Source organism: Motiliproteus sediminis (assembly GCF_017912535.1).
Taxonomy (GTDB): Bacteria; Pseudomonadota; Gammaproteobacteria; order Pseudomonadales; family Balneatricaceae; genus Motiliproteus; species Motiliproteus sediminis.
On the sequence record NZ_JAERQK010000001.1, the window covers coordinates 697,161 to 715,861 of the forward strand.

Genomic DNA, 18,701 nt, shown 5'->3' on the forward strand with positions numbered 1-18,701 from the left:
CCTGCACCATGACGGGTCGTCGAAACCTCGCCTGTTCGGTTGTCATAACTGCCGTCGTTATGCTGCTGGGCATCCTCAGTGGGCATGCTACCGGTGCCGAGAACGTTGCCCCCCTGCCGCAGACTGAGCGTATTGAGGAGCGGCTGCAGCAGCTTGAAGCACGCCAGGATGCCGACGCATCGTTGTTGAAAGAAACCTACAACGATATCTTGCGGCGTTTGAACAACATCCGTTCCAATCGCGAACAGTCAGCGCTCTACAGCCAGGTAATAGAGCGATATCCTCAACGACTGCAGCAGCTTCAACGACAACTGATCAAAGGATCGGAGCGCGATCAGACGCAGCCAAAGGAGAACTCGACGCTAGCCGATCTGCAACAGCAGCAAGCACTCAACAGCACCCGCCTGGTTGAGCTTGAAAGCGACCTGGACGCGCTCGCACGCGAAGTAGCAGCCATAGACACGCGCCAACAACTACTCCCGGAACAGCTGACCCAGGCAAGGAACCGCTTATCCTCGCTCACCACGGCCAATCTGAGCCAGAACGGCGGCGGAGAACAGGCGGATGCCCAGCGTATGCTCGCTAACACCCATCAGGAGGAGCTCAGCACTCGGATCAAGATGTTGGAACTTGAGCAGCTGAGCAGTGCCAACCGCCGAGAGTTGGCGCAAGCGGAACAGCAACTGGTCAAACACCGTATCAGCGCCGTTCAGCAACGAACAGAACAGTTGCAGCAGGCGATTGCAGAACGTCGGCAACAACAAACTGAACAGCTGATTGAACAGAGCCGCCAGCGCGACCCCGCACCTACGACTACCCCTCTGATTCGATATGCGCTCAACCAAACCGAGGAGTATTCAAGCGAACTTAAGCGCCTTTCCGCCGCCATTACCGCCACCAGCGCACAACAGGTCGATCTGCTCGGCCGTCAACGTGCCGTTGACGCCTTGCAAAAAGAGGTCAGCGACCAACTCAATGCCACCCATTCGACCACCACAGCGGGGGCAAGCTTACGGGCGAAGCTCTCCAGGCTACCGGCGCGGTTCAATCAGCGTGCGATTAAGAAGCAGCTGGATCAGGCACAACTGGGCGCTTACCGGATAGAACAGCAGGCCTCGTTACTGAGCATCCCCGACGACTATGTACTGCAATATGAAAACCAAACTGGTCACAGCGCGACGAAGAATGGGACCAGAGAACTGCTGCCGATTCTGGAATCACAACAGGACCTGACCAGCCGACTGATTCAGAACTACAACAGCTATATCAGTGAGTTAGCGCGACTAGATCAAGCCGCCGGCCAACTCAATCAATCCATCGACAAGCTGCGTGGTCAGATCACCGAACACCTGCTGTGGCTGCCCAACACCTTGCCGGTGGGCAGCCACTGGATCATGCAGGTGTCAGGCAACCTGAAGTGGCTGTTGAACCGGATTGAGCCCGGGCTGCTGTTGGATGCTCTGGGAACGCACAGTGATCGGGTGTTGTCGGCCCTGCTCCTGCTTGCATTAACCGCAGGACTTCACCGAATCGGACAGCAGCGGCTCCCGGCTCTGGCGCAACGGCATCTCGCCACTCTGGGGAATGTTACAACCGACCATTTCGGTACCACCCTTCATCTGGCGGCAGCCATAACCCTTTATGCCTTGCCGCTCCCCCTGTTTCTGTATGGCAGCGGACGACTGATTGATAGCGTTGAACCGCTATCTCTCGCCAACGGCATTGGTCAGGGGCTCGGGTGGACGGCGTTGTTACTCTACATCTATCGCTGGTGGTACCTGGCAGCGGCCCCACAGGGCCTGTTACGTCAGCACTTCGGCTGGAATCAGATCGACTTTGACACCTTGCGCCGCCATATCCGCGCCCCCTTCTGGGTTGCGGTTCCCCTGCTCATATTGATCGCTATCGGTGAAGATCACGACAACACTCACCTCAATAACGGCATTGGGCGCGCGGCTTTCATTCTATTGTGTATCGCTACCGCCTATCTCTACGGGGTAATTATTAACAGGCTCCACTTGGCGCCATCGGCTCATGACCAGAGCCACTCCACCGCGCTGGAACAGGTACTGAAGGTACTGCTTCCTGCCCTTCCTCTGGGGTGTGCACTGCTGGCGGCATACGGTTACTTTTTCACCGGCATAAAGCTGTTGCTTACGCTGCAACAGACACTGCTCCTCATCGCTGGCGGTTTGATCGTTTACGCGCTGGGGATTCGCTGGTTACTGATCGCCGAGCGTCGGATGGCCTTCAACAGAGCCAAGGTCCGGCGTGCTGAACAACAAGCCCAACGCGCCAAAGCGCAGCCGGGTGAGGACGAACGACCTGCAGAAATTCTGGAGGAAAACCTGATTGACCTACGCACCGTCAGCGAACACTCAAAGGTGCTGCTGCGTACCGTGGTTATTATCGGCGCCGCCACTCTGGTTGGCGTGCTCTGGGCGGAAGTATTCAGGGCCCTGAATTTCCTCGACCAGATCACCATCTGGGAGTCCGGCGTACTCGGAGAGAACGGCGAAGCAACGCAACCTGTCACACTCAAGGAGATCCTGTTCTCCATCGCCATGATCGGCCTGACCCTGATTGCCGTGCGCAACTTGCCAGGGGTGATGGAGATACTGATTCTTCAGCATCTGCAACTGGCTCCCGGCACCGGGTACGCCCTGACTACTCTACTGAAATATCTGCTGGTAACGACAGGCACCCTCTTTAGCTTCGACCTACTCGGATTCGAGTGGTCCAAACTGCAATGGCTGGTCGCGGCACTGGGGGTTGGTCTCGGTTTTGGCCTCCAGGAGATCTTCGCCAATTTTGTCTCCGGCTTGATTCTCCTATTTGAAAAACCGATTCGTATCGGTGATACCGTCACTATCAACGAGCTTTCCGGCACCGTCACCAAGATCAAGATTCGCGCCACCACCATTGTTGACTGGGATCGCAAAGAGATCATCGTGCCCAACAAGGCGTTCATCACCGAGCAACTGGTAAACTGGTCGCTGTCCGACGCCATCACCCGGCAGATCATAAGCGTTGGGGTAGCCTACGGCAGTGATAACAAACTGGTCACTCGGCTACTGTTGGAGGCGGCCGAAACCGTTCCCCAAGTCCTGAGTTCACCCAAACCGGAAGCGTATTTTGTCGCCTTTGGCGCCAGTTCGCTCGACTTCGAACTGCGTGTGTTCGTCAACGATCTCAGCTACCGGTTCCCGGTTCGCCATGCGCTGAATGAACGCATCAACAGTCTGTTCCGCGAGCATCAGATTGAGATCGCCTTCCCGCAGTTGGATGTGCACCTCAAACGCAACTAATCCGTGCCGTCGCCGGTGTGGACCACCGGCAGCTTGATGCGAAAACAGGTGCCGCAACCCGGCTCGCTCTCCACGTCAATCACCCCGTGATGAGCATCGATTATCGACTTGGCGATAGACAACCCCAAGCCGGTCCCCTTGCCGACCGGCTTGGTGGTATAGAACGGGTCGAACACCCGCTCCACCCGGTCCCGACTGATCCCTTCTCCGCTGTCGCACACGGCCACCTCCACCCAACCAGGCGCCAGTATGCGAGTGCTGACCGTGATCACCCCCTTTTCAGTGATCGCCTGACCAGCATTAACCAGCAAGTTCATAAACACCTGATTTAGTTTACCCATATCACATTCGACCCTGGGCAACTCTGTGTAATCCCGAACCACTTCAGCCTTGTACTTGAGTTCGTTAGCCACCAGATTGAGCGTGCTGTCTAACCCGCTGTGCAGATCTTCATACTGCCATTGCGCTTGCTCAGGATTGGAGCGGGAAAAATCCTTCAGATCAGCCACAATTTTTTTAATCCGACCCATGCCCTCCTGGCTTTCGCTGATAAGGGCGTCACAGTCCTGGCGTAGAAACTGAAGATCCAGATGCTGCTTCAGCGCGATAACCTGATCACGCACCGATTCCGGCAAACCCTTCTCAGCATGGGCGTAGCACTCCAGCATCTGCTCCAGTTGGGCAAAGTAGCGGCTCAGACTTTTCAGGTTTGACAGTACATAGCCAGTAGGGTTGTTAATCTCGTGGGCAATACCCGCGGCGAGCTGACCAATAACGGCTAGTTTCTCTGACTGTACCAACTGCGACTGGGCCGATTTCAGCCGCTCCGCCAGCGCCTGCTGATCGTCACGCTCTCGAGTAAGCAGAGTTTCCGCATTAATTCGGCGAGCTACTTCCGCCCGCAATGTATCATTGGCACCGAGCAGATCGCGTTCCTGCCGCACCAGCTGGCGTCGCCCCCAGCCAATGAATCCAATGCCCAACAACCAGATAGCCAGATGAGCCGAACTGATCTTGTTCAGCGTCGCGGTCGTAATCTCTTCAATATCAGCCAAGGGAAAGGTGACCGACAAACCGCCGCGCACATCCCCCAACTGGTAGCCCTGATGTTCATGGCAGCGCAGGCAGGCCTTGGTAACCTCAAGCGCTTGCATATAGCGGTAAAACGGCTGGCGCTCCATCATTACCACCTCACCAAACTCCCGCTCTCCGTGCGCAAAGCGTTGCAATGCCAGCGCCTCCCAGGGGTCGGGGCCGTTTTCGGGGCGGATCGGGCGCAAGCTGGTTAAATGCCCTTTGAGCGGACTGCTGTCGCGCCCCAGCTCATGCACCTGGCGTGTCATGTAAGCCGGATTAACCAACGCCAGCTCGACGCCCCTATCAGTGGTAATCTGTGCATCGGCTATGCCAAGCAGCTCCAGATAGGGGTTGGGGCGCAGCTGTTCGCTGACACGGGCGTAGACGCCGCCAAGACCGGCCACCCAACGGCGATACAGAATATCCTTTTCCACCGCGGTGCGCGCGTTGGTGCGCGCCAGCGCTTCTGCTTGTTCGAGGGAGAGTGAGTAGTTCCAGAGGAACGAGGCCAATATTGCTATCGACCAGTAAAACATCAGCTGCCAGGTAAACCGACTCAGCCGCCGAGGCACAGCGGCATACTCCTCATCCTTTTCCATTATTGCCTTCCCTGGTAAATCTGATCAGTCGCCAGAAAGCTCGGTATCGACGGTTTCGACCCGGTTACGCCCGCGCTCCTTGGCGGCATAGAGGCTTTGATCGGCGCGGCGGACTACCTGTTCCAGCTCTTCATCGCCTATCACTGTCGCCACACCGAGGCTCAACGTTACGATAAAGCGCTCCCTCTGGTGCTCAAAGCGGTAGTCAGCCACTTGTTGACGAATCCGCTCGGCCACTTTAAGTGCCTGACCGGGACCGGTTCCTGGCATCAGCACCAAAAACTCCTCGCCACCGTAACGCCCAACCTCATTGTACTCCCTCAGCTGGTTGCGAATCAGTTGGGCCACCTTAATCAACACCGAGTCCCCGGCCTGATGGCCGTGGAGGTCATTGATCCGCTTGAAGTGATCGACGTCGATCATGAGCAGGCTAACGAAGGAATGGCCATGATCTTGCAGCCTTTCTCGACGGTAGCGTGCGATCTCCTCCTGCGCACGGCGCATCACTTCACGTCGATTCAGCATCCCCGTGAGCCCGTCACGAGTTGCCAAGCGGTGCAGCTCCTGCTGGCTTTCGGACAAGCGATTAAGTGCCACCCGCAACACCAGATAGGCGCTGGAGAACACTGCCACCAGAATCAGCACCAGCACCGTCAAGGAGGTCACCACGCCTTTAAACACCTCTGCCCGGTACTGGGTTACATCCTGGTAGACCTCAAAAGCGCCCAGTACTTCGTGACGCGCGTTTCTGACCGGGACGTAGCTTTCAACCACATCGACATCAAAACGTTGCTCGGAATTTAGATCAAACACCGCATCTTTATTTTGCAGTGCCGATACACTGTAACCCCGCAGGGCTCGCTGCAAATCTGCATTATCGCCATCACGCTGCCCGATAAGGGCATGCTCGGTGCTGTATACGATCAAGCCGTCGGCGGCGAAGATCTTGACCTTGACGATATTGAATGGGCGGACCAAGAGCGCCAGGCTGGTATCGAGGTGGTCAACCTCGGCGGAAGATACCGATAACTGTTCAACACCGTCATGGCGAGGATGAACAATATGCTGCTGTTCCAGCGCCATAAAGGCCTGGGAAACCCGCTCGGCATCGGTTTCGGCTGCACGAACAACAAACTTGCTGAAGGTTGCGTAGATCCCAAGACCAGCCACAATGATCACAACGCATACCGCCGTCAACGCCGTGCGGTGGAGCACGCTGATAAGACGACTGGAACTCTGGTGATCAAACTGCCTGTCTAACGCCATCCACAACCCTTAAATCACCGACTACTGATAAACCTGTCGGGTAAGAATAGCCGAAGCCTCCCTTCGTTCTATCAACAGATAGAACCGGAGCATGATCCAGATCAATCAAACCACGGCAGACGCTAGGGGGCTAACCAGATGACGGTTCCTGCCGCACTGAGCAACAGCGTATTGAGCGCCACAACCAGCAGCAACAGCCAGGTCAGTTGGGCGACATCTGACAGCGCCAAAAACCGGCTGAGCCAGCGCAACCTGCCAAAGGGGTGCATCAAATGACGCACTCGGACACCACGAAACATGAGCATTTCCTTATGCAACGAGATGCCACTGTACCACGGGATAAAAATGCGCCCTATGCGAAAATCCCTTATTCCTTGGCCGGATTAGACAAAAGGGGCAAGTCCCCTGATTCCACCACCGTCTGAGCCGGTAACCAACCGGCCGGATCGATCCGCGCTTCAAGCCGGTAAGGAACAGATTGACGCTGCGCCATGGCGAGACGCCCAAGCAAGCGCAACCCGTTGATAAGGTTGGGACTGGCGCTCAGGGTTATGACCTCACTGCTGTAAGCTGCAATAACCGGCAGTTGGCTAGTTGCTCCCTGCAGCAGTTCTACATCGTCAATGAACAAGGTATAAACCACGCCATCCAATGCGAGCTCACGCCCATTGGGGTTAAGCACTTCGAGAGCAAATTCGAACCTCGGTGAGCCCTCAAGCGGCGCCCAGCGGACCTGCTGGATCGACACACGGGGTGGTTCCGGTGGCTGGAGCGCCGCACAGCCGCTCAACAGCAGCCAAAAAGGCAGCAACCTGATCCAAGCCTTCACGGTAATTGCATCTCGGCAGCAAGCGTTTCCGCAAGCTGATCGACCAGCCGGGAAAGTGCCCCTACATAGCCTTCGTGGCTTGCCGGAGCTTCAGCCACTGGTTGGGTCAGGTTGATCTCGCCGGCACGCGGGTCAACGGTAGAATCGCGTGAAGCCAGCACCCACTGCGCACGCAGTCGTACCGGACCACCCAGAGCACCGCCAAAGTACAGGATCCGAATGCGCAGTTGGCGCTGCGGGCGCGCGCCCTCATCCCAGGGATATCGCCACACCACTTCGCCGGTGCGGCGCTGCAGGCCGAGGGCCAACTGGCGTCCGATGTTATCGCTTAAGCTACCGGCCCACTGGTGGCGGCCCGAAATCAGCGCGGTAGTACCGGAAAAGCTCACAACATCCGGGCGGTCCAGCGCGTCGGGTAAGGTAACCGGCCATAGCCCGACGGCAGCACGAGGATCGAGCCGTAGACTTTGCGGCGCAGCATCCATGCTGCCCTCCACCAGCAACTGGTAATAGCTCGCAGGGGGCGCCGCAGCACAACCGGTAAGCCACCAGACTGCCAGTGCCAGTACCACATAGTGCCGCGACATCAGCGCTCCTCCTTTCCGAAGATCAGTGCATTGGGTCTTCTATTGAGCTGATCGGTCAACTGGCGAATAGAGCGTGAAGCCTGAGTGACCTCCCGAATCATCTGCTGAACGTCGTAGATGATCGGCGCATCGCGCGCGACCGTCTCATCAAGGTTCCCGAGTGTTTGTTGCAACTGGGCAAAGGTCCGCTCGGCCTGCTCAAGAGTTACATCCAGTTGGCCACTGCTGCGGTTGAGATTGGTCACTACTGCACTCAATTCACCGGCAAATTCCTGTTGCTCCAGTTCCTGCAACAAGACTCTCAAACTGGAGAGACTGCTGCCCAAATCACTTCCGATCTGCTCCAGCGGGATCTGGTTTAACTTGGACAGCAGTTGGGTGAACTGGCGGGACACCTGATCCAACGGTGCTTCTGCCGTTGGCAATAGCGGGTAGTCGCCCTGCTGGACCACGACAAGTCCGGGATCCTCGGGCTCAAAGACGAGATCGACAAACAACGCGCCGGTCAGCAAGTTGCCGGCTTTGAGTTGGGCTTTCAAACCGCGCTCGACAAGCCGCTGTAATCTATCCGAAAAATCCTGATAGTTCATTAAACTATCGCCATGCAGACGCTGTGGTTCAAAAGCGACAACGACCTGAATATCGATCCTCTCACCTTCACTTTCTGCAAACCGGATCGATACAACCTCGCCCACCGGTATGCCGCGAAACTCCACCGGCGACCCAACGTTGAGACCGCGTACCGAACCGTTGAAATTTAGCTTGTAAAAGTACTTGAGCGTATACACCCCGTCGTTTACCGCCTGGCGATCCGGATAGAGAATAAAGCTCTGACCCTCAGTCGCAGCCACCGGATCGCGTTCATCCTCGGGCGTATCAAAGGCGATACCACCAGCCACCAGTGAAGTGAGCGAGCTCATGTGCGCCCGCACCCCGCGATCAGATATATCAACCCCGAAGCCACTGACGTTCCAGAACCGACTTTCTCGATGCACATGGCGGTTAAATGGCTCGCGCACAAAGAGATCAATAACCACACTGCTCCCATCCGCCTGCAGTTCGTAATCAAGCACCTCGCCAACCGGCACTTCGCGATAATACACAGGCGACCCTATATTCAGCGAACCGAGACTGTTAGCCCGAAGTTGATAGCGACTGCCGGCACTGTCGGAGTCGATGCGAACCGGCGTCAGGCTGCCGGAGAACTGATCCAGCGTTTCCCCCGGCTCACCGGGATCCACTCCAATATACACCCCGGAAATCAGTGTATTAAGACCGGTGATACCACTGGCCGATATCTTGGGAGATACCACCCAGAACGCTGAATTGGCCGACAATCTATCGGCAATTTCAGGAACCACCTCTGCGGTCACCTGCACCTTACTGAGATCACTGCTCAACTGTACCCGACGCACGACACCCACACGCACATCCTTGAACCGCAGTTCGGTTTTGTTGACTTCGATACCGGCCGCGCTTTCAAAGTTGATGACCACCTCAACACCGCGTTCCCGCCAGGATTGTAATCCCAGCCACGCTGCCACCAGCACGGCGACCAGCGGTACCAGCCACACCGGCGATATCCCCCGCTCCCGATGCACAGTCGCGTCGTTAACCGCTTGCTGTTTCATCCACCCCTTCCCATAGCAATCGCGGATCAAAGGATTCCGCCGCCAGCATGGTCAACACCACCACGCAACCAAAAGACAGCGCCGCTCCACCAGGCTCAATGTTTGCGATCACACCAAACTGCACCAACGCCATCATCAGAATAACGACGTATACATCCACCATAGACCAACGACCAACGAATTCGGTGACCCGGTAAAGCCGCAATCTGTGCATCAGTCTCACCGGTGTGGGCCGATGAGCACGTACCAGCAGATAGAGCAGCACCACGATTTTGCCAATCGGAACCAGAATGCTGGCCACGAATACGATAAGCGCAATCGGCCACTGGCCGGTGACCAGCAGATGATGTGCACCTGACAATATGGTATCGGACCGGGTGGCGCCAAACGAGGTGGTGTACATCATCGGCAAGGTATTGGCCGGGATGTAGAGCACAATGGCTGCCGCCAAAAAGCCCCAGGTACGCTGCAAGCTGTGTAGTTGACGGCGAGCGATCCGGCTGTGGCAACGGGGACAATAGCGCAGGCGTTGATCAACAAGCGCGTTGCAAACGCTGCAACCGGAAAGTTCGACATTGCCGGCGAGGACAAAGTAGTCATTACCGTCGATCTGCTGCCAAAGCTGGCGTCGATTGATCAGAACCCCGGCCGCATTGAGTAGCAGCACCACCGCCAAGAAACTGTAAAGCCCCGCTCCGGGCACCACCTGTGCCACATCGGAAAGCTTGACGATGGTGACCAGCACACCGAGCAGGAACACCTCTAGCATGTTCCAGCGCTCAAAACGGAGCAGCAGTGCCAGCCCGTAGCGGCTGGCGGGCATCGCCCGCGCCTGCAGCCGCGATAACAGCAGGTACAGCAGGGTAAGCAGTTGCATCAATGGCAACAGGAAGATAGAGAGCAACAGCAGGCCGGCCAGGAACACCTCTTCGCGACTTAACAACGCCTGCACGCCCGACAGCAAAGTGGTGGACAGAACCTGATCCGCCATCTCCAGAGAGATGAAGGGCTGGGTATTACTGAGCAGGAACAGGATCAGACCGGTGACGACGCAAACAAGTGCGTGCTGCGACCATTGCGGGCGATGCCGATGCAAACGATGATCACAACGATAGCAAAACAGCCTCCCGGGGCGGTCACCCGGGGGCAGCCGGTTGAATGCACCGCAATGGGCACACTCGACCAGATTGCGTTTGGCGGCGATCACCCCCGGAGTTGCTGTTGTTCTGATTCGCACGAGTTGCTATTGCCCTATTGAAGCTTGCCGTCCATGCTTAGACTGTAATCAACTAACTGTTAACAAAGGCGTCTTTTAGCTTAGCTCGTTTGAACAGAGTGCGCGCTTCCACAGTGGTCTAAGCACGAGGTAACGGCGAATGTCGAATGGCAACAAGAACGCGCTGATTCTGTCCGGTGGGGGTGCCCGCGCGGCCTATCAGGTCGGCGTGCTCAAAGCCCTTACCGAAATATTGCCTGGCTCCGCCCATAATCCGTTTCCGATAATCTGTGGTACCTCTGCCGGCGCCATCAACGCCCTGTATATCGCTTCGCATCCCGGCACACTGCGCGAGTCGGTACTGCAACTGGAGAATCTCTGGCGCTCACTGATGCCAGACCTGATCTACAAAACCTCGGCCGCCGCGTTGATCAAAAGCCTGTCGCGGCTCGGTTTTTCGCTGCTCAATGAGGGGGTCGGCCGCAACCGTCCGCTATCACTGCTGGACAACAGTCCCCTGCGCCAACTGCTGCATGACTGCATCAGGTTTGAAGGGATAGATGATTGTATCGCCGCCGGTGACCTCGAAGCAGTGTCAATCACCGCCACGGGCTACACTACCGGCCAGTCGGTCAGCTTCTTTCAAGCAGCACCCGGGATTCGCGGCTGGCAACGCCATCGTCGCATAGGTACCCCGGTAGCACTGACGCTGGAACATCTGATGGCATCCTCTGCGATACCCACCATCTTCCCGGCAGTAAAACTTAACCGCGAGTATTTTGGCGACGGCGCGCTTCGCCAGACAGCCCCTATCAGCCCGGCGCTTCATCTGGGCGCCAACCGCTTGTTTATCATTGGTGTCAGCAGTAACCGCAACCCGGAGCAATGGGTCCGCCGGCAACCGTTGCGCCACTCTCCGTCAATGGCGCAAATTATGGGGCAGCTTTTCAGCAGCGCCTTTATCGACGCCCTGGAAGGTGATATCGAACATATGGAACGAATCAACGAGCTTCTGGCACTAATACCGGACAAGCTTCGTGATGCCAGCGGATTGCAGTTGCGCCCGGTAGAGAGCATGATCATCTCGCCCTCCGAGGCGGTTGACAAAATCGCCGGCCGCAAAATCAGGTATCTGTCCAGCAGCCTGCGTCTGGCTCTGCGAACCGTAGGTGCCACCGCCAAGGGCGGCGGTGCGACCGCCGCGAGTTATCTGCTTTTTGCACCCGCTTTTTGCGGCGCCCTGATCGACCTCGGCTACAAGGACACCATGTGGGAACGATCCACCATTGAGCATTTTTTCCAACTGCACAACTGCCAGCGAGACGACGCTTACGCCTGACGATCGCCCCGCCTGGTACATAGCAACCAGGTTGTGTTTGCGCGTTGTGCTAGTAGCAACACTGCTGTTAGCACGGACCGCGTTTGCCACACCACTAGAGGTGGTGATCACGGGAGTTGACGGCGAACTGTCGCGTAATGTCAGCGCCTACCTGACCATCAGTCAAATGAGCGGTACCGACCTGAGCGATGCCCGGGTACAGTACCTCCATCGTCGTTCAGAACGGGAAGTCCGTCAGGCCCTGGAGCCCTACGGCTACTATCAGGTTGAGATCGATTCCTCGCTGCAGCAATCTGCAGAGGGCTGGCGGGCCCGCTATCACATCACCCCGGGGCCGCAAGTGAAGATCGCCCACATTGATCTCAGGGTTACAGGTGATGGCGCAGAGGACGCAGCCTTTCGTGCGCTGGAGTTAGCGCCGGGAATTTCTGTCGCTGAACCGCTGATTCACGAACAGTACCAGGCCCTCAAAAGTCGGCTGCAGAATCTGGCTGCCGAACGCGGGTACTATGATGCCCAGTGGGTTCAGCAAAAAATTCTGGTTGACAGGGAAAACCTCGCAGCGACCGTGGTCCTCCACTACAACACCGGCATCCGCTACCGCTATGGTGATGTTCGCTTCTCCGAAACCCCGTTGGAACCGGAGTTCATACAACGCTTTGTCCGGATCAAAGCACGCCAGCCGGTACTGACCCGAGAACTGCTCCAACTGCAGGCTCGCCTGAACAATACGGATTATTTTCAGCGCGTTGAAGTCCGTCCTTTGTGGCAGCAGCGCCGCGACGGCGTAGTTCCGATCCAGGTTGAACTGGAGATGCGCAAACGCACACGCTACCGCACCGGTATCGGCTACGATACCGATACGCGCACTCGCCTCACCGCCGGTGTAACCCGACGTTGGGTCAATGCCTCGGGCCACTCTTTTGACACCCAGGCCCAACTATCCCCCGTACGTTCCGATATCGTGGCCCAATACCGCATTCCCGGCAAACGTCCCGAATCCGAACAGTACAGCCTGCGTACCGCCTATCAGAACGAACACTCGGACCCGGTGGATTCGGAAACCTGGGCCACGGGGATCTCATGGCAACGCCTTCAGGGCGACTGGATACAGATTCTGGGCCTGGATCTGGAGCGGGAAAGCTTTACCATCGATGAACAACCGCAAAAGAGCCGCTTTATTTTTCCGCGTGCAAGTTGGTCCAGAACCCACGCTGACAACCGTTTAAATGTCCGGCGAGGATACCGCCTGACCATCGAAACACTGGGCTCAAGCGACCTGTGGTACTCGGACACATCTTTTGTTCAAGGGCGCATAGAGGCCAAAGGGATCTATGCGCTTGGAGATAACTGGCGTCTGCTGGGGCGCACCGAACTGGGCGGCACAGTAATCGATGATCGCGATGCGCTGCCGGCCTCCAAACGCTTCTTTGCCGGCGGTGACAACAGCGTCCGCGGATACCGCTATAAAACCCTTGCCCCTCTGAGCGAAGAGGGCAACATCGAAGGCGGTCAGGGATTAATCGTGGTCAGCGCAGAGATTGACTACCGTCTGCTGGAGGAGTGGCGTCTGGCCATATTTGCCGATCACGGAAGCGCCATCAATTCTCTTGAAGACAGCCTCAGCACCGGTGTCGGCGGCGGTATCCGATGGCTGTCACCCATCGGCCCGGTGCGCATCGATATCGGCTGGGCGCTGGACTTGCCGAACACCCCCTGGCGTCTCCACTTCTCTATTGGTCCTGACCTATGATCTGGCTGCGCCGCACACTGCTGGTTATCGCCACCCTGCTGCTGACGCTGGCGATCACACTGGGTTGGCTCAGCAGCGCCCAGGGTAGTCGCTGGCTGCTGATGCAGCTGCCGGGAATCATCACCCTGGGTAACAGTCAGGGATCACTGCTGAATACGCTGACACTCGACCGGGTGCAGATCCAGCACGCCGACTTCACTTTCACTGCAGACCGGTTGATGTTGCGCTGGAATCCCTGGGCCCTGCTGCACGGCAGCCTGGATCTGGAGCGGATAGCCGCCTCCCGACCGCACTTGCGGCTCACCCCTCCACCTGACACGTCACGGTCCCCACCGGGGGTCGTGGTGCTACCGCGGATAAACCTGCCACTCGCGCTCAACATCGACCAATTGCAATTAGATGAGCCGTCGCTGGAACATGCCAGCGGAAGGTTTGAAGCGAATCAGATTGTCGCCAGTGGCTCACTGCTACTGAGCCGGCTGACTCTGCAGTCTCTAGCCATCGATCACCCATGGGGGCAGCTCAGCGCGCAGGGTTCCGCGCGACTCAGTGGCGACTACCCGCTGCGGCTGGAGACCAATTGGCGTCTGACCCTTCCGGAGCAGCCTTCGCTGGAGGGTCAGGGCCGCCTTCAAGGGTCTGCGACCGAACTGCAGATCACCCAGCAGCTCACGCTACCGACCACAGTGGAGCTGAACGCAACCCTGCGACCGCTCGCCCCCTCCCTGCCGTGGCAACTCGCGCTGAAGCTGCCGCAGCTGCGCCTGGATAGCCCCGAGCTCGGGCAGGTACTCAGCCAAAGAGTCGACCTGACGGCGCTGCCTGCCCCGCTGCAGCCATTGCTAGCAGAACCAATCAATCTGCAGTTCAACGCCTCGGGCAGCGCTAAGACTGCCGATGCCACAATCAATCTGCTCACTCAACATCCTGAATTAGGGCGACTGGCTCTGGCGGTTGAACTCGGTGTTGACGCCGAACACCTGAGGCTTAAACAGAGCACGCTGACGCTGTCCGAGCACAAGATACAGCTGGCAGCCAAAGGTCAGCTGCAGCTTAGCGATCCCGTCGCATTCGACCTCACCGGCAACTGGCAACGGCTTCGTTATCCGCTCACCATGCCTCTGGTCAGCTCTAGCGATGGTCACTTTACCCTGGACGGAACCGTTAACCACTACAGCCTGACCCTGAACGCCAACCTCGACCCGGGTGAGTACTGGCCCGCCACAACCATTCGCACATCTGCCACCGGCAACCAAAGCGAATTGAACGCTTTGGCGCTGCAACTGAACACACCGGAGGGTGCCATCAGCTATCAAGGCACGCTGGCATGGATGAATGGGATAAGCTGGCACGGTCAGATCACGGCAGCAGGTGTCAATCCGGAATTCTGGGTTAGCGGATGGCCGGGAGAGCTGAGCGCAGACAGCCTTGCCAGCGGCAAACTTCGCGATGAGTCGCTACAAATACAGCTATCGACTGCCAGATTGAGCGGTATCTTGCGGGGCCAACCGGTTGAGCTTGTCGGCGAACTGGGCTGGCGGGACGGGTCATTGCACAGTGACGGCTTGTCCCTGACTATCGCCGATAGTGCAAGATTCGACCTCTCCGGCAGCCTGAATGAGCGGTGGGAGCTGGGCTGGCAACTCACTGCCAACCCCATTCCGCCGCTGCCCTTTGATCTCAGTGGCACTCTCAGGGCGGCCGGACGATTGGGCGGCCCGTTAGCCCAGCCGGAGGTTACCGCCGAGCTCAACGCCACATCGCTCCGTTATGGACAATATGCCACCGAACAGGTCAACGCCGAACTGCAGCTAAACCTCACACCCGGCGCCCACAACCAAGCATCCTTGACGCTAACGGCGCCGAGTACAGGCGACTATCAATGGTTGCAACTCTCGCTCAACCTGGACGGCAGCCTTGACCGCCACCGCATCACTCTCGCTCTGGACGGCGCACCGCTGAACCTCGCATTGCACTTGGATGGTAACTGGAGCTCCGCCGACTGGAACGCCCAGCCACGGGCACTGACCATAGCCACTGCAGAACTCGGTAACTGGCAGCTTGAATCCAAGCACCGCGGTTCACTGATGCTCTCGACCGAGCGATTCAAACTCGATGAGCTCTGCCTTAGCCAGCAGCCTGCCCAGTTATGCGTGGCTGGCGGCGGTGATTACACTGGCAACCTCAACGGGAACTTCAGCTTGCTGCACCTTCCGCTGGCAACTCTGCTGGGCGAGCAGCTCCCCCTCGGCGTCCGCGGCGAGCTTGAACTGCGCGCCAGCGGAGAGCTTGAACAGGGTCGGTTAACCGGTCTGAATACGCAGGCGGAAGTAACCTCGGGTGAAGTAGAGATAACTCCCGAGCTATGGTTGCCGATCGAGCACTTAGCCGCACAGGCAACCGGGGACGAGCGCCGCATCCGCTGGCAAATCGACGCCAAGGCTTCGGAACTTGGTGGCGAGATCGCGATGCAAGGTACGCTGGACAACCCTATGGATCAACCCCTGTTGGATGCCACCGCCACCGCAGCGATCAGTGACTTCCAACTGCTGCCGCTGCTGTTACCCGAGATTCGCTCCCCCAGGGGGCAGTTGCACGCGCGGCTGAAGCTCCGGGGTGACCCGCTCCGCCCCGGTATCAACGGCAAGGTAATCCTCGACGACGCAGCGTTTACCCTCCCCGCTACCGGCATTCAGGTAGAGCGGATGCGGCTCGCCCTCAATGATGACCCCAGCACCAGTGACCAACTGCTGATATCCGGCGAAGCCTATTCAGGGGACGGCCACCTGCGTCTTGGCGGTGCGCTGTCAGCGCAGACCGGAGACCTTTCTCTCCGAATCGAGGGCAATGATTTTCTGGCCGTGGCCATTCCAGAAGCCGAGGTTTATGTCACTCCGCAGCTGGACCTCACCCTTTCACCGCAGGCGCTGGGTATCGAGGGTGAAGTACTCGTTCCCAAGGCACGACTGACACCACCGGATCTGAGCGGTAAGATCCAACCCAGCAGCGACGTGGTGTTCGTTGGTGAAAGCGAGGATGACCTGCTGGCAAGGGATTACCACAGCCGCATACGGCTGCAACTCGGCGACGACGTGCAGTTCAAGGGGGCAGGATTCGAGACTCTGCTGCAAGGAGGGCTACTGCTCGAAGACGACAATCTTCGCGGTGCCCGGGCATCCGGTTCGGTGCAGGTACGTGGCGGCCAGTACCGACTTTACGGTCAGGAACTCAACATTGACCGCGGCCGTTTTATCTATAGCGGCGGCCCAGTGGACAATCCGGGATTGGATATCAGAATCTCGCGAAAGGTTGAGGACGTCATTGTTGGCGCCGAAATAAGCGGCTCCTTGCAAGAAAGCCAATTCAACCTGTTTTCCAATCCAGCCATGCCCGACCCGGAGCTACTTTCTTACCTTCTTCTGGGGCGCGCACCCGGCAACAGCGAAGTGGACGAACAGGCTCTTGCCCTCCGTGCGGCCATGGCCATGGGTGTATCCGGTGGCAACAAACTCGGGGAACGGATAACCAAAGTACTGCCGGTGGACGAGATGGGACTGTCCAGCGACGACGCGGACAACGCCTCATTCTATGTCGGCAAATATCTGTCACCAAAGATGTACGTTCGCTATGGGGTTGGGCTGATAGAACCGACCACCACCTTTTTCATGCGCTACAAGTTGAGCGACAAGTGGAACTTCGAAAGCGAGACCGGCACTTATAACAGCGCCGCGGACCTGATCTATACCATTGAGCGCTAGCTGGTCTGAAAACGCCCGGCAGATATCGTATCGGCCGGGCGCTCAGTTACGCAGGCATGTATCAGGCAGTGTTGTATTGCAGCAACACCCTCAGTGCGCTCATCAAGGTCTTGTTATCCACCCCATCGACGTTGAGCGATACCGACGCCAGCGGCGAAGGTGACTGGTTTTCAGTGATTTGCAGTTTCACCTGCACCGTACCTTTCTTGAGGGTAAAGCGATCGCTGGTGGCCTCAACCTCTTTATCACCGTTGGTGTGGCAAAGCCGCGCCAGTTGCTCACCAAGATCGCGGTTGTTGAGTACCTTCAGGGTCTGGCGCTCACGGGTCAGATACTCCTTACCCAGCTCGCCGATAAGGTCAAATAGCGCCTTGAGGCTTTCACCGCCATTAGCAATCTCATCCGGGGTGCTTTGCCACTGGTGCTTGGGGGGGTGAGATATCACCACGCCGGTGGCAACCCCGGTCGTCGGTGCCATAGCAACCTCTACGAACAGGGTCAGGGTATAACTGAGCCCGGACTTATCCTTGAACGGCACTTGCAATACGCGGCTACAGATACCCGAAGGACTAAAGGTGATCCCCGGAAATTGTGGACGGATCGCTGCATCTAACTTCTGAAACGCTTCTTCAGGGGTCATAGGTTTCCCTTCACATTGGTCTGAGGCACTCGCAACAACACGGGGAGCACCGATAAAAGCCGGAATCGTTCCTTGCTTCAGGCTAGGAGATGGATGGCATTATGGCAACGCTTTACCTACGATACTCTGACGGAAATCAATACACTGTAGCCGGCGACAGGCTACCGTGACAGTTCGCTTGGTACACCAGACCGAAGGACCTATGCCACGCTCCTATATCCAACATGCTCTGATCGTCACGCTGTCAACGCTGGCCGTTAACGTAATGGCCACCTCGGAGACGCCTCAACCGGCGTTGGTCGAACAACGGATCGAGGCGATGAAAGAGCTAAAGACACAGATGAAGCTGATCGCGGATATGGTGCGAGGACGAACAGAGTTCACCGCCCTGGCAATACAGCAGGCAGCAACGGAAATCGCTGCCCACGCACCGGAGATTTCCGGGCTTTTTCCAGAAGGTTCACTGCACTCCCCGAGCAATGCGCTGCCGGCGATTTGGGAGCAGAAAGCGAAATTTGACCGTCTGGCGACCGACCTGGAGACAAATGCCGTGCGCTTGGCGAACAACGCAGCCAGGCAGAGCCAGAACGACTCAAAGAAAGACTTTCGCCAGATCGGCAGAGTATGTGCTGCCTGCCATAAGCATTTCCGGCAGAAGCAGAAAGATGACGGCGAAGACTGACCGGCGACAGCCAGCC

The 18,701-nt window shown here is 57.6% G+C and carries 13 protein-coding genes; 5 read left to right on the plus strand and 8 right to left on the minus strand.

Annotated elements, in window-relative coordinates:
- The first annotated feature begins 8 nt into the window (after positions 1-8).
- A complete protein-coding gene (locus JJQ76_RS03370; RefSeq protein WP_210395246.1) occupies positions 9-3,308 on the plus strand; it encodes a mechanosensitive ion channel domain-containing protein in 3,300 nt (1,099 codons plus the stop codon).
- Here JJQ76_RS03370 and JJQ76_RS03375 read toward each other — a convergent pair.
- The 7 genes from JJQ76_RS03375 to JJQ76_RS03405 all read right to left on the minus strand — a co-directional run bounded on the left by JJQ76_RS03375 (position 3,305) and on the right by JJQ76_RS03405 (position 10,534).
- Complete coding sequence (locus JJQ76_RS03375) at positions 3,305-4,984, minus strand: ATP-binding protein (RefSeq protein ID WP_210395247.1); 1,680 nt, start codon at positions 4,982-4,984, stop codon at positions 3,305-3,307. The two genes, JJQ76_RS03370 and JJQ76_RS03375, sit on opposite strands and share 4 nt — an antisense overlap.
- Before the next feature lie 24 nt (positions 4,985-5,008).
- Positions 5,009-6,250, minus strand: a complete 1,242-nt coding sequence (locus JJQ76_RS03380) for a GGDEF domain-containing protein (RefSeq protein WP_210395248.1) — start codon at positions 6,248-6,250, stop codon at positions 5,009-5,011.
- Positions 6,251-6,372: 122 nt separating this feature from the next.
- A complete protein-coding gene (locus JJQ76_RS03385) occupies positions 6,373-6,549 on the minus strand; it encodes a hypothetical protein (protein ID WP_210395249.1) in 177 nt (58 codons plus the stop codon).
- Positions 6,550-6,617: 68 nt separating this feature from the next.
- Entirely contained in the window at positions 6,618-7,079 is a 462-nt protein-coding gene (locus JJQ76_RS18100; protein WP_210395250.1) for an LEA/WHy family protein, read from the minus strand.
- On the minus strand, positions 7,076-7,666 hold the full coding sequence (locus JJQ76_RS03395; RefSeq protein ID WP_210395251.1) for a PqiC family protein: 591 nt from the start codon (positions 7,664-7,666) through the stop codon (positions 7,076-7,078). The genes JJQ76_RS18100 and JJQ76_RS03395 overlap by 4 nt, the downstream gene beginning before the upstream one ends.
- The gene (locus JJQ76_RS03400) at positions 7,666-9,297 is read right to left on the minus strand and encodes a PqiB family protein (RefSeq protein ID WP_210395252.1); all 1,632 of its coding nucleotides are present in this window, start codon (positions 9,295-9,297) and stop codon (positions 7,666-7,668) included. Before JJQ76_RS03400 ends, JJQ76_RS03395 begins: the two co-directional genes overlap by 1 nt.
- Positions 9,278-10,534: a paraquat-inducible protein A gene (locus tag JJQ76_RS03405; protein ID WP_210395253.1), complete on the minus strand. Its 1,257-nt coding sequence runs from the start codon at positions 10,532-10,534 to the stop codon at positions 9,278-9,280. Before JJQ76_RS03405 ends, JJQ76_RS03400 begins: the two co-directional genes overlap by 20 nt.
- A 139-nt stretch (positions 10,535-10,673) precedes the next feature.
- Between JJQ76_RS03405 and JJQ76_RS03410 the strand changes: the two genes are divergently transcribed.
- Genes JJQ76_RS03410 through JJQ76_RS03420 form a run of 3 tightly spaced genes read left to right on the plus strand, consistent with a single transcriptional unit; the run spans position 10,674 to position 17,363 of the window.
- Complete coding sequence (locus JJQ76_RS03410) at positions 10,674-11,852, plus strand: patatin-like phospholipase family protein (protein WP_210395254.1); 1,179 nt, start codon at positions 10,674-10,676, stop codon at positions 11,850-11,852.
- A 46-nt stretch (positions 11,853-11,898) separates the two neighbouring features.
- Positions 11,899-13,605, plus strand: a complete 1,707-nt coding sequence (locus JJQ76_RS03415; RefSeq protein WP_210395255.1) for an autotransporter assembly complex protein TamA — start codon at positions 11,899-11,901, stop codon at positions 13,603-13,605.
- Positions 13,602-17,363, plus strand: coding sequence for a translocation/assembly module TamB domain-containing protein (locus tag JJQ76_RS03420; protein WP_210395256.1), 3,762 nt, complete (start codon positions 13,602-13,604; stop codon positions 17,361-17,363). Before JJQ76_RS03415 ends, JJQ76_RS03420 begins: the two co-directional genes overlap by 4 nt.
- Before the next feature lie 61 nt (positions 17,364-17,424).
- On the opposite strand, the gene JJQ76_RS03425 is transcribed toward JJQ76_RS03420, so the two are convergent.
- Complete coding sequence (locus JJQ76_RS03425) at positions 17,425-18,003, minus strand: hypothetical protein (RefSeq protein WP_210395257.1); 579 nt, start codon at positions 18,001-18,003, stop codon at positions 17,425-17,427.
- A gap of 202 nt (positions 18,004-18,205) precedes the next feature.
- Between JJQ76_RS03425 and JJQ76_RS03430 the strand changes: the two genes are divergently transcribed.
- A complete protein-coding gene (locus JJQ76_RS03430; RefSeq protein ID WP_210395258.1) occupies positions 18,206-18,685 on the plus strand; it encodes a c-type cytochrome in 480 nt (159 codons plus the stop codon).
- Positions 18,686-18,701: the final 16 nt, after the last annotated feature.